Origin of the sequence: Pseudomonas sp. NFACC56-3, from assembly GCF_900100025.1 — a bacterium.
GTDB classification, from domain to species: Bacteria; Pseudomonadota; Gammaproteobacteria; order Pseudomonadales; family Pseudomonadaceae; genus Aquipseudomonas; species Aquipseudomonas fluorescens_AA.
In genome coordinates this window covers 160,138-179,991 of sequence record NZ_FMTK01000008.1, presented here as the reverse complement: position 1 = coordinate 179,991, position 19,854 = coordinate 160,138, and the positions used below count along the sequence as shown (strand labels likewise).

The 19,854-nt window shown below is 62.4% G+C and carries 16 protein-coding genes; 1 reads left to right on the top strand and 15 read right to left on the bottom strand.

Going from position 1 to position 19,854, the window contains the following annotated elements; all coding sequences use genetic code 11:
* Nucleotides 1–19: 19 nt before the first annotated feature.
* Nucleotides 20–625: a BUD32 family EKC/KEOPS complex subunit gene (locus BLO80_RS14060; RefSeq protein ID WP_092334004.1), complete on the top strand. Its 606-nt coding sequence runs from the start codon at nt 20–22 to the stop codon at nt 623–625.
* Here the strand turns inward: BLO80_RS14060 and BLO80_RS14055 are convergent.
* From BLO80_RS14055 to glnE, 15 genes are all read right to left on the bottom strand, one after another.
* A complete protein-coding gene (locus BLO80_RS14055; protein WP_092334006.1) occupies nt 611–1,714 on the bottom strand; it encodes a glycosyltransferase in 1,104 nt (367 codons plus the stop codon). The two genes, BLO80_RS14060 and BLO80_RS14055, sit on opposite strands and share 15 nt — an antisense overlap.
* Nucleotides 1,715–1,762: 48 nt before the next feature.
* On the bottom strand, nt 1,763–2,527 hold the full coding sequence (locus BLO80_RS14050) for a glycosyltransferase family 2 protein (protein WP_092334008.1): 765 nt from the start codon (nt 2,525–2,527) through the stop codon (nt 1,763–1,765).
* A gap of 55 nt (nt 2,528–2,582) precedes the next feature.
* Nucleotides 2,583–3,539, bottom strand: a complete 957-nt coding sequence (locus tag BLO80_RS14045; protein WP_092334010.1) for a glycosyltransferase family protein — start codon at nt 3,537–3,539, stop codon at nt 2,583–2,585.
* 84 nt (nt 3,540–3,623) lie between these two features.
* Nucleotides 3,624–5,024, bottom strand: a complete 1,401-nt coding sequence (locus tag BLO80_RS14040; RefSeq protein ID WP_092334012.1) for a PIG-L deacetylase family protein — start codon at nt 5,022–5,024, stop codon at nt 3,624–3,626.
* Nucleotides 5,025–5,032: 8 nt separating this feature from the next.
* On the bottom strand, nt 5,033–5,929 hold the full coding sequence (locus BLO80_RS14035; RefSeq protein ID WP_092334014.1) for an antimicrobial resistance protein Mig-14: 897 nt from the start codon (nt 5,927–5,929) through the stop codon (nt 5,033–5,035).
* The gene (locus BLO80_RS14030; protein WP_092334016.1) at nt 5,929–7,059 is read right to left on the bottom strand and encodes a glycosyltransferase; all 1,131 of its coding nucleotides are present in this window, start codon (nt 7,057–7,059) and stop codon (nt 5,929–5,931) included. The genes BLO80_RS14035 and BLO80_RS14030 overlap by 1 nt, the downstream gene beginning before the upstream one ends.
* On the bottom strand, nt 7,043–8,800 hold the full coding sequence (locus tag BLO80_RS14025) for a carbamoyltransferase family protein (RefSeq protein ID WP_092334018.1): 1,758 nt from the start codon (nt 8,798–8,800) through the stop codon (nt 7,043–7,045). Before BLO80_RS14025 ends, BLO80_RS14030 begins: the two co-directional genes overlap by 17 nt.
* A 320-nt stretch (nt 8,801–9,120) precedes the next feature.
* A complete protein-coding gene (locus BLO80_RS14020; protein WP_092334020.1) occupies nt 9,121–10,572 on the bottom strand; it encodes a lipopolysaccharide kinase InaA family protein in 1,452 nt (483 codons plus the stop codon).
* Nucleotides 10,572–11,324: a lipopolysaccharide kinase InaA family protein gene (locus BLO80_RS14015; RefSeq protein ID WP_092334022.1), complete on the bottom strand. Its 753-nt coding sequence runs from the start codon at nt 11,322–11,324 to the stop codon at nt 10,572–10,574. Before BLO80_RS14015 ends, BLO80_RS14020 begins: the two co-directional genes overlap by 1 nt.
* Nucleotides 11,321–12,055: a lipopolysaccharide kinase InaA family protein gene (locus BLO80_RS14010; protein ID WP_092334024.1), complete on the bottom strand. Its 735-nt coding sequence runs from the start codon at nt 12,053–12,055 to the stop codon at nt 11,321–11,323. Before BLO80_RS14010 ends, BLO80_RS14015 begins: the two co-directional genes overlap by 4 nt.
* A complete protein-coding gene (gene rfaP, locus BLO80_RS14005; protein WP_092334026.1) occupies nt 12,055–12,861 on the bottom strand; it encodes a lipopolysaccharide core heptose(I) kinase RfaP in 807 nt (268 codons plus the stop codon). Before rfaP ends, BLO80_RS14010 begins: the two co-directional genes overlap by 1 nt.
* Complete coding sequence (locus tag BLO80_RS14000; protein WP_092334028.1) at nt 12,858–13,982, bottom strand: glycosyltransferase family 4 protein; 1,125 nt, start codon at nt 13,980–13,982, stop codon at nt 12,858–12,860. The genes rfaP and BLO80_RS14000 overlap by 4 nt, the downstream gene beginning before the upstream one ends.
* Nucleotides 13,982–15,040, bottom strand: a complete 1,059-nt coding sequence (gene waaC, locus BLO80_RS13995) for a lipopolysaccharide heptosyltransferase I (RefSeq protein ID WP_092334030.1) — start codon at nt 15,038–15,040, stop codon at nt 13,982–13,984. Before waaC ends, BLO80_RS14000 begins: the two co-directional genes overlap by 1 nt.
* A gap of 1 nt (nt 15,041) precedes the next feature.
* Nucleotides 15,042–16,076, bottom strand: a complete 1,035-nt coding sequence (waaF, locus tag BLO80_RS13990) for a lipopolysaccharide heptosyltransferase II (protein ID WP_092334032.1) — start codon at nt 16,074–16,076, stop codon at nt 15,042–15,044.
* A 461-nt stretch (nt 16,077–16,537) separates the two neighbouring features.
* On the bottom strand, nt 16,538–19,489 hold the full coding sequence (glnE, locus tag BLO80_RS13985) for a bifunctional [glutamate--ammonia ligase]-adenylyl-L-tyrosine phosphorylase/[glutamate--ammonia-ligase] adenylyltransferase (protein WP_092328988.1): 2,952 nt from the start codon (nt 19,487–19,489) through the stop codon (nt 16,538–16,540).
* Nucleotides 19,490–19,854 lie beyond the last annotated feature (365 nt).

Sequence of the window (19,854 nt, the reverse complement as noted above, 5' to 3'; positions counted from 1 at the left end):
TCAACAAGGTTTCCCTACGATGCAATCCTCACGGCTTCCCCAAGCCGCTTTGAATCAATTGATTGAAGGCGCCAGCATTCTGGAGGCCGACAGCTACGGCCCAAAAGTCTATCTGCTGCAGGATGGGAATATCCTCAAGCTGTTTCGCCGCAAGCGGCTTTTTTCTTCGGCCCTGCTAAGGCCTTATTCAACGCGTTTCATTGATAATGCGGCCCGCCTGCAGAAACTCGGCGTACCGACTCTCCAGGTGCTGGCCTTCTACAAACTGCAAAAACCCGGCATGACCGCCGTACTGTATCGACCGCTTCCCGGTAAAACCCTGCGTCAATTATCGAATCAGGAAAATTTCAGCTGGCAGCAGACCCTTCCGGCGCTGGTCGAACTGATCCGCAGCCTGCACGCCCGGGGTATTTATTTTCGCTCGCTGCACTTGGGCAACATCGTCGTCACGCCCGAAAGCACACTGGGACTGATCGATGTGGCCGATATGCGCTTCCTGCGCTCGCCATTGCCGCGCTACCTGGCACGCCGCAACCTGCAACATTTCGCTCGTTATATTGCCAGGGAGAACCTGAACGGGAGCTTTCCGATGCAAGCATTGGAGAACGCCCTACTGGCTGCCTGAGATCAACTGCCGCGCGACCTGGCTAAAGCTCGACCAGGCCTCGTCAGGGGCCAGAGCCCGGTACTGGGCCAACGCGACGGCCTCGGCCGGCGCCTCGGCGGCCCGCAGGATCGCCTCGCTCCAGCCCCCGTCGTCATTTACCGGCGCGTACCAGCCGGTGTCGCCCAACTGCTCGCGAAAGACCGCGATATCACTCGCCAGCACCGGAATGCCAGCCAGCACCGCCTCTTGAAGAATCAACCCGAGGCCCTCGTCCCTGGATGGGACCAGCACCCAGTCAAACGCCCTGTAGAGTGTTGCCGCCTCCTCCAGATGCCCCGTCAGCAAGACCTTGCCGAGCAGGTCCGGCTGCTCGATCCGCGCCTGCAACGCCTCACGCGTGGGGCCCTCACCGACAATCACCAGGCGCCAGTCGGGATGGTCCGCCGCAGCCCGGCCAAACGCCTCCAGCAGACTGGCGAAGCCCTTTTTATCCACCAACCGCCCCACCGCTCCAAATACCCGCACGCCTGAGCGCGGCAAGCCCAGCCGGTCACGTGCATCTTCGCGGGGGAGAAGGTCCGCCTGGAACGCCGCCGGATCGAGCGCACTACGCAGTGCAATGACCTGGATACCCAAATCGTCGCGCAGCGACATCGCCAGGGTTTCGGAAACCGCCGCCAGGGCCAGGCGCGAAGCCGGGAACCCACGCAGCAACTTTCGGCCAGCCGGATTGATTCGTGTCGCACCATGGAAAACCACCACCACACGAATCTGCGGCAAATGCTTGAGCACCGGCAGCAAAGTGCGGGCTACGCCGACGCCATCGAGCAACACCACGCGGGCCTGGCTGTCGAGCAACGCCTGGCGGAAACGGCTGTGCATCAGTGGTTTGAGCAGGCGCCAGATGTGCCGGCCCTTGAGCCGGGCCGAGGTCATATTCCACTCGAGCGCCGCCCCCACATCAACCTGGCAGGCAGCCGCCGAGCCCTGCAAGAGCCATGTCTTGACAGGCATCGCTGGTTCCATCCGCGAGAGAATCTGATTATGAACCTTGTGTACCGAAGCGAACGGTGCACCGCCCGCCCACATGACATTGATAATGCTCATCGAGCAGCAAACCTTTTATCGCGGACCGGGACTCATGCTTCGCGGCATTCAGTAGTTGATAAGCCAGCCAATGCAGACTCCGAGCAAGAGGACCAGGGACAGCTTGACTTGCTCGCGGCGCCTGCGGCGTGCCTTGCGTTGACGTTCCACGGGCACTTCCACATGAACCCCGAATCCGGTGTGCAAAACAGCATCCCCTTCCAAAGCGACCGCCGTCAAGTTCAGTTGCGCATAGCGAAGGGACAGGGCTTTTTCGCCGCCGAAACCGGCAAAGGGGGCGCAAAGCTGGTACTCCTTCAGCCGTCGCAGACCCGGGTTGAGAGAAAAGCTTTGCCATTCGGGTTTATCTGAAATCAACGGATAACACGGCACTCCACCGATGACTTCCCGTTCGCCCAGGCGGATATAGGGGCTGTGTACGCACAAGTCATAGACATAGTTGCGCAGCCACACCTGGAGGATCCCGGGCCGCTGCTCCAGGATCGTGCGCGAGTCTTCCACGAAGGCCGGGCGATAGAACTCCCAGTCATCCTCGCAATGGAAAATGTAAGTCGTCTTCACCTGCCCGTACGCCAGGTCGATCGAGGCCAACTGCCCAAGCTTCGGCCGATTGACGAAGACCGTGGTGCGGTCTTTCCAATGGGCGGGAACCACGCCATGCACGCCTTCGTCGCCGGAATCTTCGGTAATGAAGACCTCACGAATGGGCGCGGTATTGAAGCGGTCGAAACTCTCCAAGGTCCGCTTGAGCAGATCGAGCCGGCCGCAACTGGTTACCACCAGGGTAATGTCACTATCGTCGGAAAACTGCACTGAAATACCATTTAGTCAAACGCCATCTGAACACCGGATGGCTCAACGGTTCGTATCAGACGCCCAGCTTCAGGCGCAATGTCTCCAGCAGGCTCAACGGGGCACGAGGCCGCAACGGCGGCTCCAATGCTTCAACGATTTTCTGCCCGATGCGCGCGAAACTGAACTGTTCCAGCGCCAGCTTCTGGCCGTTGTGCGCCACATTGCGCGCCAGCTCGGGGTCGGCGCGCAGCCGGGAAAGCTTTTCCTGGAGTTGCGGGATGTCACGGTACAACACCACGTTATGCATGTCCTGCAACCCCAGCGCCCGTGCCTCGTCGATGCCCTGATCGAACGCCAACAGCACACAGCCGCAGGCCATGGCTTCGAAATTCTTGATCATGAATTCGCCCATGCCCACGTCGGCACTGACGAAAAAGCGGATACGGTTGAGGGTCTCGCAATATTCTTCGCCGGACTTGGTCCGGGTCACGACCAGTGGCTCAACCCGGCCCAGCTCATCCAGCAGCGCTTTGCGACCACTATAGGCAACACTGTTGGTGCTGCCGACGAAGGCCAACTCGATATCCCGTTCACGCCCCTGATCCTGCAATAACGACTGATCGTAGCCCTTGGGCACGAATACCGCATCGAAACCTTCGCCGCGCAGACGTTCGGTCACCATGAAGCCGGAACTGATCACCCGCACCCACGGCAGGCGACGGTAATGCGCACTGAATTTTCCGGTGTATTTGCACGGAATGTAATTCTGATAGGCATCGTGCTCGAGGATCACCAGGTTGGGGATCGTGCGGATGAAGCCGGCCTGACGAATTTCCTGCTTGAAACGCAGGAAAAATATGATCCGGTCATAACGCGATACGTCCACATGGCGACGGAAATACCCCCGCAGGTTGCGTTGTTCCTTGCTGTCGAGCCAGCGCAGGTCGCACTCGCAATGAGCGGCCACGCCTTCGTAGAGTCGGTCCAGGATGGCCCGCTGTTCTTTCTGCACCAGAAACAGAACTTTCATCGTTTTCCTTGCGGCACCGAACGACTTGATAAATAACCGGAGGCCGGTTTGCGCCGTAGCGCAAAGACGCCCCGCCTTGGGCCTCTACAGCCGCCAGAACAGTTCATGACGACGCACAGCCTTGCGAAAAAATTCGTTCTCGCCATAGGCCGAGCCCGTGCGCCCCGCCAGCAGACGCTGGATGCCACGGCGCAGGCGACGCTTGAACGGCGCGCGCGGTTGCAGGTCATGCATCATGCCCAACGCCATGGCCTTGTCGCGCTGGCCGGACAACACCAGCGGCAGGCTGACGGGATGCATCGGCCGCGCCGGATCGAAATACGGCGGCAACGCAATGCCCGCCCCCGCATCACCCATGGGCCAGCGGTCATTGTCGTGCAGGTGATTGGCATAGCCTAGCAGCGTGGTCGGCTGCCAATCCAGGCCTTCGAGGGCTTGCAGGACGGCCTGATGGGCGCAGAGATGATCAGGGTGCGGATCAAGGGTCGGGTGTGGCAATACAATGACTTCAGGACGCGCCCTGAGCAGCAGCTCGCGCAGGTCTGCCAGCAGGTTGTTCCAGGTTGGCGCGCCGTCGTCATCGCCGGGCAGGGCGAACGGGTTCAACTGGCGGAACAGCCGTGTATCGCTCAGACCCGCCTCGCGAGAGCCCTGGGGCTGGCTCGGCGCGGCTTGCATGGCCGCCAGTTGCAGGCAGAAATAACCCAACTGCACACAGTGCGCTTCAGGCACGCCGGCCCAGCGGGGTACGGCGATGCTGTCCCAGGCTCGCAAACGGCCCTTGAGTCGCGCGGCCTCGACACTGTCCAGGCCCATCTTCCGATAATGCCCGGCCTCGATTTCACCCGCTGTCAGCGTCACGATCCAGGCCTCGTCAGCCTGGCTGTACAAACCGTAGGCAGCCAGCTCCGCGTCATCGGCATGGGGAGCGATGACCATCACCCGCTGATGCTGCACTGGCGGCGGCGTGAAGGACCACAGCGTCGGCTCGCCCAGCAAACGGCAATGACGCCCGCGCAGGCGCAAGTCGCCCCGGGACAACGCCGGGCTCTGCTCGCTGACGTTGAGATAGCGCAAGCCATTGACCCCGCGCTCGAAGGCTTGCAGGTCCCTTTCACCACCCGACAACTCGACGAGCGGGTCGATGAAACGTCCCAGCCAGGTGCTCTTGATCCGCAGCGCGAGGATCAGCGTCGCGCCATCATCCAGAATCACGCCTTCGTCCAACCGAAGCCGCCCGGCCTTCAAATGCACCTTGGGTTGCTGGGTGAACGGCGGGAAACTGTATTGGTAATCGTCCCGGGGAGAATAGAACAGGTGATCGGCGAACCACGCCTCGTGGGCGATCCAGCCCAACACCGCCAGTATCAGGGGCAGCCACCAGGCGACCCCGACGCCCAGCGATACCAACACCACCAGGGCAAGCAACAACCCTACGCGCTTGTTGCGACGGTGGCGCCGGAGTAACTGTTGCTTGCGACTCATGGGTGGGTTCATACGGTAAACACCGGCACGGGGTTGCACCAACGGTCCTTGTATTCCCGGTCCGCCCGGCCGAATGAAAAACGCAACGGCTTGCCGGCGGCACGGGCGTGTTCCCAGGCGCTTTGAGTGTTGAGGAAACTCAACACGCTGCCGGGGCTGAATTCGCGGGTCTGCGGGTCGACGCCTCCGTTGATGTACTCGACACTGATCCACTCGGGCGCTTCGACGCGATACACCAGCTGGATCGCAATCGGCGCATCGTTGAGAAAGATCACCGAGCCGATCAGCCATTCGCGCAGCAGCTCGATCACCTCGCCCATGCGTTCGGCGCCGGTGGCCGCAAAGCCCCAGCGACGCAGGAACAGGTCGCAGTAGATCGAGGCCAGCTCGGTGCTGGAAAACTCGCCGACCGGCCGCACCACGCCGCCCGCCTCTTCCAGCAAACGCAGTTCACGGCGCTGGTTGTAGCGAAACTTCTTGGACAGCTCTTCCGGCGTGCGGGCCATGGCCAGTTGTTCCTGCTGCAACTTCAAACCGCTGAAGCGCCCCTCGTTGAGGGCCGACAGGTAACGTCCACGATGACGCAACGGCGCTTGCGCATCGGGGGCCGCCGGCAGGATCAGCTCGGCATTGCCCAGGTCGAACAAGCCCTTCTTGCCGCTGCGCTTGAGCACGTCTTTGGACAGCGCCAGGTCACGGCCCCAGGTCGGTATGGCCGCCTTGAGCTCACCGTCCTGTTCGAACGCCAGGTAACGCACGGGAATCCCGGCCAGGGCCGCCAGGCGCTCGACCACCAGGGGATGAGTGGCCACGCTGCCGCCGAAACGCTGCCAGGCCTGGGCATAAATCGACGCATCGACGGCGGTCCAGCCACGCTCGCGCCAGCCTTGGAATCGGTTGAACATCAGGCCCTCGGCGCCAGTTCGGTGACTTGGGGCAAACGCCAGAATGCCTCGCGTACGGCGCGATCCGAAAAACGTTCGCGCAAGCGATCGAGCATCAGCTCGGCGCATTGACGACGCTGCAGCTCGTCCATGGCCGCCAGGTGTTGCAGCCCCTGGGCCATGTGCTCGACGTCGCCCAACGGAAACAGGATGCCAACGCCCTCGACCACTTCCTTGGCACCACCACAGGCCGTCGCCAGCAACGGTACGCCGGCGGCCATGGCTTCGAGCAGCACCATGCCAAACGGTTCATGGTCGGAGCTCAGGGCGAACACATCAAAAGCACGGAAATAACGGCGCGCCTCGGGCACCTGGCCGAGGAACAGCACACGATCAGCAACGCCCAATTCTCGGGCCAGCGCCTTGAGGTCCTGCTCCAGGCGGCCCTTGCCGAGAATCGCCAACTGGCTGTTGACCGGCAGATGCCCCAGCGCCGCGGCAAAGCCGCGCAACAGTGTGGCCTGGTCCTTGTCCGGGTGCAGACGGCCGACGTTGCCGACAATCCAGGTGTCCGTATCCAGCCCCAGCGTATGCCGCGCCTCCTCCCGGGAGACCAGGCTGGCCTGGACGGCATCCAGGTCGATGCGGTTGTAGAGGGTCTGGATCCGGGCAGCCGGCCATTTCGGCAGGCAATGGCGCATGTCATCACGCACGGCGTCGGAGACCCCGAGCAGGCTCAGGCGCTTGCGGTAAACGTGGGCGAACAAGCGGCGAGTGCGCCGCTGGTAGTCCCCGAAGGCATGGTGCACGCCAATCACCGGCAAGCGAGTACCCAGCAGGGCGATGTAGATCGGCTTGAAGCGATGGGCAATGCAGAAACTGAAATTGCGCGAGGCCGCGATCTTGCGCAGATCGCCGATGGCGCCCAGCTTCAGGCCACGAATGGCGCTGGAGCTGTATTCCATGAACAGCACCTCGTCCGAGGCACAGCCGGCAGCGACTTCGGCATCGGCCGCCCCGGTGAGGAACACCGTGGTCACGCGATAGCCAGTGCCCGCGAACAAGCTGGCGTACTGACGGGCGCAGTCCAGGAACGGCCCGTCATAACCGTGGCAGAACTGCAGCACATGTCGCTCAGCCGAGCGTGTCATAAGCGTCCACGCCGTCTTTGACCACCAGGATGTCTTCCATGATCAAGTACTGCAGGTCAGAGCCATAGAACATGTTCAGCGCGTCGGTCGGCGAGCAGATCATCGGCTCGCCACGACGGTTGAGCGAGGTGTTCAGCGACACGCCGTTGCCGGTCAGCACTTCCAGGGCCTTCATCATGTCGTAGTAGCGCGGGTTGTATTCGCGCTTGAGCACCTGGGCCCGGGAGGTGCCGTCTTCATGGACGACTTCCGGCACGCGGGTCTTCCACTCTTCGGCGACTTCGAAAGTGAAGGTCATGAACGGTGCCGGGTGATCGACCTTGATCATCTGCGGCGCAACGGTGTCGAGCATCGACGGGCAGAAAGGCCTCCAGCGCTCGCGGAACTTGATCTGTTCGTTGATCCGATCGGCCACGCCGCTGGCGCTTGGGCACCCGATGATCGAACGACCGCCCAAGGCACGCGGGCCAAACTCCATGCGGCCCTGGAACCAGGCCACCGGGTTGCCGTCGACCATGATCCTGGCAATGCGCTCGGGGGTGTTGTCGATCTTGCGCCAGGCAGGCTTGCTCGGATGACGAGCGCACGCGGCGATCACGTCTTCGTTGCTGTAGGCCGGGCCGAGGTAGACGTGCTCCATCTTTTCCACGGGCACGCCACGGGCATGGGACACATACGCCGCCGCGCCCACCGCCGTACCGGCGTCACCGGAAGCCGGTTGCACGAACAGCTCCTTGACGTCGTCACGGGCGATGATCTTCTGGTTCAACTTGACGTTCAACGCACAGCCGCCGGCGAAGGCCAGCTTGCCGGTTTCCTTGAGCACGTCGCCCAGGTAGTGGTCGATCATTTGCAGCGCGAGCTTCTCGAACAGCGCCTGCATGCTCGCCGCGTAGTGGATGTACGGCTCGTCGGCGATGTCGCCTTCGCGTTTCGGGCCGAGCCATTCGATCAGCTTCGGCGAGAAATAGAAGCCCTTGCCCTTCTCTTTATAGCGGCGCAGACCGATCACGTTGGCGTAGTCAGTGTTGATCACCAGTTCGCCGTTTTCGAACGAGGCCAGGCGCGAGAAATCGTACTTGGTGGCATCGCCATAGGGCGCCATGCCCATGACCTTGAATTCGCCGTCGAGCATTTCAAAGCCGAGGAACTCGGTGATCGCGCCGTACAGGCCACCCAGGGAATCCGGGTCGAAGAATTCCTTGATCTTGTGGATCTTGCCGTTTTCGCCATAGCCGAAGAAGGTCGTGGCGTATTCGCCTTTGCCGTCGATGCCCAGGATCGCGGTTTTTTCCTGGAAGCCCGAGCAGTGGTAGGCGCTGGAGGCGTGGGCCAAGTGGTGCTCGACCGGCTCGATCTTGATTTTCTTCGGATCGAAGCCCAGTTGCTCCAGGCACCAGACGATCTTGCGGCGATAGCGCTTGTAACGACGGTTGCCCATCAAGATCGCGTCGAGGGCCCGGTCCGGGGCGTACCAGTAACGCTTGGCGTAGTGCCAGCGCGCCTCGCCGAACAGGCTGATCGGGGCGAACGGAATCGCCACCACATCGACGTCGGAAGGCTTGATGCCGGCTTGTTCCAGGCAGAACTTTGCCGACTCGTAGGGCATGCGGTTCTTTGCATGTTTATCGCGTACGAAGCGCTCTTCCTCGGCCGCCGCGATCAGCTTGCCGTCTATGTACAGCGCTGCGGAAGGATCATGGCTAAGGGCGCCGGACAGGCCAAGAATCGTCAATGCCACAGGGTCTAGCCTCTTATGTCTGCATACGGGCGACAAGCGCCGCGAAAAATGGATGTGCCCGCGCGCCAGGGGTGCGGGGCAGCTAAAGGGCGGGATTATAGCTTAAAAGCGATCTTAAGCCTCTAGCGGTGAGTGGCGGGTCGCTGTCCGGTGTTAATTGGGAAGGCAGAGCACCGTCCCTGTGGCGAGGGAGCTTGCTCCCGCTCGGCTGCGCAGCAGTCGTAAAACCTGCCCGCCGTTTTCTTCCTGGCGCACCGCGCTGGATGGCTTTTGGGGCTGCTGCGCAGCCCAGCGGGAGCAAGCTCCCTCGCCACAGGACTCTACGAGGTGCTATCGACTGTTTTGGGCAACCGCTGATCGATCACCCGATACAGCGCACTGTCCTCAGGCCAATTACGCATGAACCGTGCCCGATCCCGGGCGTAGGCCGGGGCGAAGCTGGCCTGGGTGCGGTGTTGGCACATCGAGTCGAGGTCGATCAGCGCCCAGCGGTCATGCTGCCAGAACAGGTTGTGGCCCTTGAAGTCGCCATGGCTGATGCGCTCGCGGATCAGGTCGGCGAACAAGCGATCCAGCGCCAGCAACTCGGCTTCGGGGGCTTCACCGCTCTGCACGTAAGGGCCGAAACGCTCGATGATGTCCGGCCCCGACAAGTGCTCGGTGACCAGATAGGCGGCACGGCGCAACCACAGGAAACGCTTTTCCAGCAAGGCCAGTGGCTTGGGCGTGGCAATGCCGAGGAAGGCCAGGCGATGGCCTTCGCGCCAAGAATGCCAGGCCCGGCTCGGGCGCCAGAAGCGCTTGAGCCAGTGGGCGAAGTTCTTGATGTTGTAGCGCTTGATCACCAAGGTGCGACCGTTCGCCTCGACTTTGCCGACGCTGGCCGCGCCGCCGGTCTTGTACAGATGGCCCTGGTCGAGCAGCGCATCGGCCTGCTCCAGCACCGGCGTCATGGCCGCTTCTTCATCCCGACGGATCGCCCGCAAACCGAACGCCCCGCGCTGTACGCTGAACAGGCTGCACTCGCGCCCGACTTTTTCGAGAAAATCCTTCAGGCGCCAGGCCTGCACCTTGTCGATCTGCTTTTGCAGCGCTTCCATGGGCAGCGCGTGTTCGGCGTTGCCCAACAGGTAATACACCAACAGCTCTTCATTGAACGGCTGGAGGGCCTTGGGAAGCTGGGCGAAAAACACCCCCAGGTTTTCCAGGACTTTCTGCCGCGACAGCGGTTGCCCTGGGGTTTCGGCGCGGATGCCGGCACCGTCGATCAAGTAGAGCTTGCCGTCGTGGCGCAGCAGATTGTCCAGGTGCAGGTCTTCCTGCCACAGGCCTTTGCCATGCAGTTGCGCAATGGCGCCCAGGGCTTCGGCCAGCACCGCCGTCTGTTCGTCGGCCAGCAAGGGCAAGTGTTCGACCCGTTGCCAGGCATCCCCCAGGCTCTCGGCGCCTTCGAGCAATTCGAACAACAACCAGCCGCCTTCAGCCTCGTTCAAGCCATCGGCGAGCAACAGCGGCGTCGTCAGCCCCTGTTCCGCCAGCAAGCGCACGCCTTGCAGTTCCCGCTGGAAGTGCCGGGCGGCTTTGTTGCCCACCAACAATTTGGCCAGCACCGGCCGACCACGCCAGATGCCCGCCCCGACATAACGTTGCCCCGGCAACACCCGCAACAGCGAAAGCAGCTGCAATTGCGCCGGTCCGGCGGCGTCAGCCAGTTCCAGGCTCAATGGCAGGCTGGGACTGCGGCCGGCATTCTTCAATTCGGACAAATGCATCAACGGGCTCCCTTGTGGCTGCGCCGGGCGCTCAGGCGCTCCATCCAGCTGTCGACCAGCCCGGCGTCGAGCGGTTGGGCCAGGTAGACAGACAACAGCTGGCGTACATCGGCCTCACTCCAGATGGACGCGCGCCGCAACAACGGCTCCAGGTCCTTGACCCGATCACGCCGACCAAACAGCAGCGGCCGAGTCTTTTCCAAGTCGATCAATTGCGCTTGATAACCATCGGCGGTGGCTTGCAGGAAGATGTGTTTGGGATAGAAGCAACCGTGCACCTGATGCATGCCATGCAGGCGCCGCGCCAACTGCCCGCAGGCGTCGAGGACGGTGGTGCGCTGCGTCGCCGTCAGGCTCGGCCAGCGTTGCAACAGCGAGTCCAGGTCGTCCCAGCCATCCAGGGCTCGGGTCAGCAGGATCGCCCGCACCTCGCCCTCCACCTTGCGCTGGCCATAGAACACCGCTTGCAGGGCCGGAATCCCCAACTGCCGATAACGGCTGATGTTGCGAAATTCCCGGGAAAAACTCGGCTCGCCAAAGGGGTGGGTCCAGGTCCGGGTCAGGTAATTGCTCTGGCGCTTGAGGTAATAACCCTGCCCTTCCAGTTCAAGCCGGAACACACTGCTCCAGCCGTCGCCCGAGGTATTGGGTTCGTCCACCGCGTCCAGTTGCCGCGCCCACAAGGCTTCGAAGCTGTCCAGGCCATGGCGTTGCAACAACGCTCGGTCTTCAGCGGCCAGAAAGTCAGTCATTCACGCCCCTCGAAAAATCTCACCACGTGACGGATGCGTTTCTTGTCGCACGCATCGAGCCGGTCGCGCTGGCGGTATTGCAGGTAAAAACGCAGGCGCTGCGTGGCCGACAGATGGTATTTGGCCACTTTATCCAGGCATGCCAAATCCTTGGTGATACGGTACTTGAGCCAGAAACCACGCCAGAAATCCCCGTTCGGGCAGTCGATCAGAAACAGCCGCGAGTGGTCGTCGATCAGCAGGTTGCGCCACTTCAGATCGTTATGGGTGAAGCGGTGGTCGTGCATGGTCCGTGTATAGCCGGCCAGTTGCCGACTGACATGATCGACCCAGGCACGGTCCGCCAGCCGCGAATCGTGACGCTCGGCGAGCGCCGAGAGATCTTCGGTGCGGGGCAGTTCGCGGGTGATCAGCGCGCCACGGGCGTAGCTCGCACCGTTTCGCTCCAAGCCCCAGCCCACGACTTCGGCGGTGGGAATGCCCCATTTGGCGAAGCGCTTGAGGTTCTGCCATTCGGACTTGACCCGTGGCTTGCCCAGGTAGCGCCGCAAGCCTTTGCCGGCGCCGACGTAGCGCTTGACGTAATAGTTCACGCCGTTGCGCTGCACCCGGATCACTTCTGACAACGGGTCACGGGTCAAACGCTCCCCTTGCAACGCGAACACCGCTTCAAGGCTGCCAAAATCCTCCGCCAGCTCGACGTACTCCGGTTCCAGATTCCAACCCGACATCAGAGCGCGTCCCCGTACCGCTGCTTGCGGGCATACAGCTTGTTGGCCTTGCCTTCGAGCCAGGCCAGCAACGAAGCCTCTTCGGCGAGGATCCGCCGCAGCGGCTGTTGGAAATACCCCTTGAGAAAACGCAGCTTGTCGCGGCGGGTCAGACCGATGTCCAGCGCAGAGAAATACAGCGCCGCCAGGTCCTTGTTGCGCCAGCGAGTGGTGATGGCGGGACGGGTCTGGGCGCGGTGCAGGTCGATCACCGAGAGTTTGAAATCCCCAGGGGTCACCGGCTTGTCGGTGTGCAGCAGAAAGTGGCAGATGTAGCAGTCACGATGGTTGACGCCGGCGCGGTGCATCATGCCGGTCATACGCGCCACTTCGGCGATCAGCGCACGCTTGAGCGTCGGTTGCGGCGGCTGCTTGACCCAGTCGATGCTGAAATCTTCGAGGCTGACAGTCGGCGCCAGCTCTTCGGTGACGATGAACGAGTGCTGGTCCGCCGGGTTACTGCCCTTCTCGCCGTAGGCGACAGCGGTCATGGTCGGCACGCCGGCTTCCTGCAAACGCTGGATAGCCTTCCACTCCTGCCCTGCGCCGAGTACCGGCAGCTTGGCAGTGAACAGGTTCTTGAAGATCTCGCCCCAACCGATGCCACGGTGGATCTTCACGAAAAAGCCGCGACCGTCCACCTCCGTGCGCAAGGTGCGCCGGGCTTCCAGTTCACGATAGACCTCGCCCTTGAGCGCTTCGACTTCGGTGAACGCATCGCGCCCGGCCCAAAGGCTCTTGAACGGTTCGGCCAGCATCAACTTCATTGTGCGTGCTCCGCCAATATCACATCGGCCGCGTGCTGCGGCATGCTGTAGAGGTCGGCCGTCTCGGCGAAGGCCAGACCGTTGCGGCTCCAGGCCGCCCGGGCATCGGCATCGTTCAACATGCGGCCCAGGTATTCGTTGAGCTGGGCTTGTTCGAACGGCTCATCCAGCACCAGGCCACTGTCGGCCTCGGCGATGTAATGGGCGTACCCACACACCGCGCTGACCAGTACCGGCAACCCGGCCACCAGCGCTTCGAGCAGTACGGTGCCGGTGTTCTCGTTGTACGCCGGATGGATCAACAAATCGGCGCCCAGCAGGAACCGCGGGATGTCGCTGCGGCCCTTGAGGAACCGCACATTGTCGCCCAGACCCAGCGCGGCGCTCTGCAATTGGAATACCTTGGGGTCGTCCTGGCCAATTACAAATAGCCGGGTGCGTTTTCGCAGCTCGGCTGGCAACGCGGCCAGGGCCTTGAGGCTGCGATCCACGCCCTTGGTCTTGAACCCGGAACCAATCTGCACCAGCAGCAGGTCGTCGTCGGCCAGCTCGAACTCGGCCCGGAACGCGGCGCGGATCTCATCGGCATCGGCGGGCCGCCGGCGGTCCTGGGCGATGCCCGGTGGCAGCAGGTGAAAGCGTTCCAGCGGTGTGCCGTAGTGCTTGATGAACAGCGGCTGCTGGACTTCGGAGATCATCAATACGTCGGTTTTTGCATCCTTGGCGAACACGGCCCGCTCGTACTCGGCGAAATGCCGGTAGCGGCCCCAGCGCCGGTACAGCGAGTTGCGCAGGTTCTGCGCCTTGTCTTCGAAACAGCCGTCGGCGGCGTAGTACACGTCCAGGCCGGGCATCTTGTTGAAGCCGATCAAACGGTCCACCGGGCGCCTGGCCAGGTCGGCCTCCATCCACGCACTGAGTTTCTCGTTGCGGCGATGATTGAACAGCGCCTTGACCGGCGCCACCAGCACCTCGAAGCCGGGCGGCACGTCACCTTCCCAGATCAGCGTGTAGACACGGATCTGGTGACCGCGTCGCTGGCATTCCAGGGCGATGCGCATGAAGTCACGCTGCAGGCCACCGAAGGGGAAGTACTTGTAAAGGACAAAAGCCAATTGCATCAGCGCGGCTCCTCAGCCAATAACGTGCTCAGGTGGCTGGCAACACGCTCGGGGTTCAGACGCGTGAAGCACAGGGGCTGCTCGCGTTTCAGGTCAAACCGCCGGGCATCTTCGGCGGTCGGCGGATAAGTGCAATGTTTCTGCATGCACGGCGCGCAAGGGAAATCACTGGCGAGGTGAATTTGGCCCTTGCCATAGGCACCGGTCAGCACCGGATTGGTCGGGCCGAGCAGCGAAATGGTCGGCACGTCCAGGGCCGCGGCCAGATGCCCGAGGCCGGTGTCCACGGCCACGCAGGCCTGGGCGCCGGCAAGCACCTTGCCCATGCCGCCGAGGTTCAGCTTCGGCAGGACCAAGGCGTTGCGCAGCCCGCTGGCGATGCGTTCGGCCCGGGCCTTTTCGGCCGGATTGCCCCAAGGCAGTTTGACGACCACGCCGAACTGCCCCATGCGCTCAGTGAGCTGGCGCCAGTAAAGTTCGGGCCAATGCTTGGACTCCCAGGTGGTGCCGTGCAGGAACACCACGTAGGGATAGGGACGTGGCAACTCCACCAGCCGGTCGACATCGAGGCCGTAGTTACCCAGCGTCTGCGGCAAGTCATACCCCAGCGCCACGGCAAACAGCTGGCGCACGCGCTCGACCGCATGCTGACCACGGGCCACCGCCAGGCGCCGGGAATAAAAGCGCGCCGCCAGGGGCTCACGCGCCGAGTTTTTATCCAACCCGGCCACTGGCGCTTTGATGTAACGGGTCAGCCAGGCGCTTTTCAACAGGCCTTGGGCGTCAATCACCAAGTCATATTTTTCGGCGCGCACGCTCTGCTTGAAACGTCGCCATTCGCCGCTCTTGATGGTTTGCCAGAGGTTCTTGCGCCAGCGCCGGATCGCCACCGGAATGACCTTGCCCACGGCCGGGTGCCAGGTGGGGATTTCGGCGAAGCCTTCTTCCACCACCCAATCGAACTTGATGCCCGGAATCGCCCGTGCCGCATCGGTCAGCGCCGGCAGGGTGTGGACCACATCCCCCAGCGAAGAGGTCTTGATCAGCAATACCCGCAAGTTACCGAACCTCCACGGGTGTGCCCTGCAAACGCTCCAGGGCCTCGTTCACCGACGGCGGCATGAGCTGGCGCAGGCAATTGTAATGGCCGAAACGGCAGGTGCGGTCGAAGCACGGGCTGCATTCGATGCCCAGGCGCACGACTTCGACCTGGTCGGCCAGCGGTGGCGTGAAGCCTGGCGAGGTGGAACCGTAGACCGCCACCAAGGGACGGTTAAGGGCTGCGGCCACATGCATCAGGCCCGAATCGTTGGACACCACCGAATCGGCGCAGGACAGCAGGTCGATGGCCTCGGCCAGGGACGTGTCGCCACTGAGGTTCACCGACTCTTCCCGAAGGCCCGGGATCAATCGCGAGCGAATGTCCTCGCCCACCGGGTGATCTTTTTTCGAGCCGAACAGCCAGACTTGCCAGCCGTCGCGAATCTTCGCTTCGGCCACCTGGGCGTAATGCTCCGCCGGCCAGCGCTTGGATTCGCCGAACTCGGCCCCTGGACACAGGGCCAGCACCGGACGGTCCAGGCTCAGGCCGAACTTGGCCAGCGCCGCGTCACGGGTCACCGGGTCGATCCGCAGGTTCGGTCGCGGATACGGCTTGGGCAACTCGGCCCCTGGCGCGTAGGCCAGGGCCATGAAACGTTCGATCATCAGTGGGTAACGGTCTTTATCCAGGGCGCGCACGTCGTTGAGCAGGCCGTAGCGAAACTCGCCACGCCAACCGGTGCGCTTGGCAATACCGGCGAAGAACGGCACCAACGCCGATTTCAACGAATTGGGCAACAGGATCGCCTGGTCGTACTGACCGGCCAGGGATTTGCCGATGCGTCGACGGGTCGCCAGCTCCAGCACGCCGTGGCCGAGCGGAAAGCTCAAGGCCTTGCGCACTTCGGGCATGCGCTCCAGGATCGGCCGGCTCCACTCGGGGGCCAGGACATCGATTTCGCACTGCGGATGACGCTGCTTCAGGCACTGGAACAGTGTCTGCGCCATCACCATGTCACCGACCCAACTGGGCCCAACGATCAGAATATTCATGTGCTTTCCAAAAACGATACGGGGAGGCCTACGCCTCCCCGCCTCGAGAATCACTGTGGCTTAGGTCGTTGCCTGTTGCCTTCAATCTACACTGTGGGAGCGAGCTCGCTCGCGATGAGGCCAGCCCATTCAACATCAATGTCGCCTGACACTCCGCTATCGCGAGCAAGCTCGCTCCCTCAAGGTCCTGCATAGGTTTCAAATACTGTGCAACACCACATATCCACTGTGGGAGCGAGCTTGCTCGCGATGAGGCCAGCCCATTCAACATCAATTCTTCTTGCTTCTCTGCAACGGCGATTAATCTCGCCCCACCAGGGTCCTGCATAGGTTTCAAATACTGTGCAACACCACATATCCACTGTGGGAGCGAGCTTGCTCGCGATGAGGCCAGCCCATTCAACATCAATGTCGCCTGGCACTCCGCTATCGCGAGCAAGCTCGCTCCCACATTTAAAGCCTCAGCTCAGCCCCAGCTCTCGCCAGATCCGCAATACCTGCCGACGCTCATCCACGAACTGGTCGCCTGCGATCACCCCGGCATCTTTCTGCAAGGCCTGGCGGTGGGCGGCGGAGCGGTAGGCTTTGTAGGCTTCGCGCAACAGCGTGGCATCTTCGACCGACATCAACCCGAGCGCTTGCAACCCGTCCAGGATGCGGATGTTATCGGTATAGCGCACCAGCGATGGATGCTCTTGGGACCACGCCAGGGCCGCGTATTGCACCATAAATTCAATATCGACGATACCTCCGGCATCCTGCTTGAGGTCGAAGGGCGCCGTGGCCTCGAAGGCATTCGCCGCGGTCCCGGCGGCAGTGGCCTTGCTGCCAAGGTTGTCGCGCATCTTGGCGCGCATCTCGCTGACTTCCTGGCGCAGCGTCGGCAAGTCACGCTTGCGTCCCAGTATCTGGACGCGGACCTTCTCGAACGCTTGGCCCACATCCTGGCTGCCCACCAGCACGCGCGCTCGCACCAGCGCCTGATGCTCCCAGGTCCAGGCTTCGTTCTCCTGGTAACGGGCAAACGCCCCGAGGGAGCTGACCAGCAACCCCGACGCCCCGGAAGGCCGCAAGCGCATGTCCACTTCATACAGCTGCCCGGAGTTGGTCTGGGCCGTCAGCAGGTGAATGATCCGCTGACCGAGCCGGGTAAAGAACTGCGCGCCGTCGATGGGTTTCGGGCCGTCGGTTTCCGCCTGTGGGTCGCCATCGTGGATGAACACCAGGTCCAGGTCGGAACCATGCCCCAATTCCAGGCCGCCGACTTTCCCATAACCGACAATAATGAAGCCCGGATCGCACAGGCTGCCGTCGGTGCGCAATGGCACGCCGTGCTTGGCGGCCGTCTGGCGCCAGGCCAGGGCCAGCACTTGCTCGAGAATCGCCTCGGCCAGCCAGGTCAGATAATCGCTGACCTTCATCAGCGGGAGGCTGCCGGCGATTTCCGAAGCCGCCACCCGCAGGCGGTGCGCCAGCTTGAAATGCCGCAACGCCTCCATTTGCTGCTCCAGGTCATCCTCGGGAATGCGTGTCAGGCGCTCACGCAACTCCGCGGCCAACTCCGGCGCCAGGGGTGGCTTGAACAGCCGACCCTCGTTGAGCAACTCATCGAGCAGCAACGGGAAACGGGTGATTTGCTCAGCAATCCACGGGCTCGCCGCGCACAGCGTCAGCAAGCGTCGCAGGGCGCCAGGGTTTTCCGTCAACAACACCAGGTAGGCCGAACGGCGAGCCACGGCCTCCACCAAGGGCAGCACTCGCTCCAGCACCAGGTCCGGATCGGCATGTTCCACGGCCTGGGCCAGCAGGCGTGGAATGAATGCATCCAGGCGCTCGCGCCCCAAGCGCTGCATGGCGCGCAATTGCGGGCTGCCACGCAGGGCGGCCAGGGCCTTGAGGGCTTTGGGCGCATCGGCGAAGCCGCCCTCTTCCAACTGACGGCACGCCGCCCCTTCATCCTGGCTGTCTTCCCACAACGGCAACCATTCGCCGCCCACCACCACTTCGCTTTCGCCGCCCTCGTCTTCATCCGGGTCGGCAATGACCTGGCCGAAATGCCAGGCCACGCGCCCGCGCCAGTGCATCAACTGCTCATGAAAGGCCGACCAGTCGGCGAACCCCAACATGAATGCAATGCGTGCCTGATCCTGCGGGCTGTCCGGGAGCCTCTGAGTCTGGCGGTCGGCGATGGCCTGGATCGCATGCTCGGTGTAACGCAGGAACTCATAGCCCTCGCGCAGCTCGTCGATCACCTTGGCCGGCAGGTAGCCCTGGCCCTCCAGGGTGCTCAACACTTTGAGCAACGGGCGCTGCTGCAAGCTCAAGTCCCGACCGCCATGGATCAGTTGGAACGCCTGGGCAATGAACTCCACCTCGCGAATGCCGCCCGAGCCCAACTTGATGTTGTCGGCCATGCCCTTTCGCCGCACCTCCTGCTGGATCAGTTGCTTCATGGTGCGCAGCGCTTCGATGGCGGAAAAATCCAGGTAACGGCGATAGACGAATGGACGCAGCATGTCGAGCAACTGGGCACCGGCCACCTGGTCGCCCGCCACCACCCGCGCCTTGATCATGGCGTAGCGCTCCCAGTCGCGCCCCTGATCCTGGTAATACTGCTCCAGGGCATTGAAGCTCAGCACCAGCGCACCGGCCGAGCCGTAGGGGCGCAGGCGCATGTCGACGCGGAACACGAAGCCGTCGACGGTCATCGGGTCCAGGGCCTTGATCAGGCGCTGGCCGACACGGATGAAAAATTCCTGGTTATCCAGCGGCCGCTTGACGCCCACGGTTTCGCCGCCCTCGGGGTAGGCGAAGATCAGGTCGATGTCCGACGACAGGTTCAGTTCCATGGCACCCAGCTTGCCCATGCCCAGGATGACCATCTGCTGCGGCTCGCCGCTACGCCGTCCGGTGGGCGTACCGAATTGCTGGCTGAGGCGCTGGTACAACCAGTGGTAAGCCTGGTCGATGCAGGTGTCGGCCATGTCCGAAAGATCGCGACAGGTCTGGACCAGATCGGCCTGACGGGTCAGGTCGCGCCAGATGATCCGTACCTGTTGGCGGGTACGCTGGCGGCGCAGGACGCGGCCCAGTTCGTCTTCGGTTTCGGCGGCCTGCACGGCGGCGGCAATCTGCGCGCGCATTTCACCGGGCGCCAGGCTGCGGTCCAGTTCGCCGCTGCGTACCAGCTCCAGCAGCATCGCCGGGTCACGGACACTCTGCTCGATGACAAAGTCGCTGGCGGCGGCAATACGATTGAACGCTTCCCAGCGTTGAGGGGTCCAGGCCGACAGCCCCCGATCGTCGTCGAGGGAGGCGACCGCCGCACGGAACGACTGCTCGGCACGGTTGACCAATGACTGGAGAATGGCCGGTACCATTTCCGGTATTGGGACAAGCGAGGGCAGGCTCATGGTCTATCCTTGATCGGCGCGGGAGAAGCTGGATGTAGTGTTTTTTCACAAGACACTACCTGCTCGACTGTCGAACAAAGATGATAAATAGCTGAAAATCTGATTTTATTGGCAGCCGGCATCAAGTTTTTACCTGTTCGAGTTGGCTAAAGACCAACAGTAACGATTATTCTCACAACGAAATGAGGGGCCATACGCCGCTCATGTGTAGTTTCACTACTCGTCTATACATTCGAAAGGCTGAAACGGCCGACGATTTGTAGTAAAACTACACGCCGCCGAAACAACCTTCGGCAATCCAAGAATTTATACCGTCTGCCCACAAGGCCAGTCGCAAACTCAGGCAACCGATTCTGGTAGCCTTT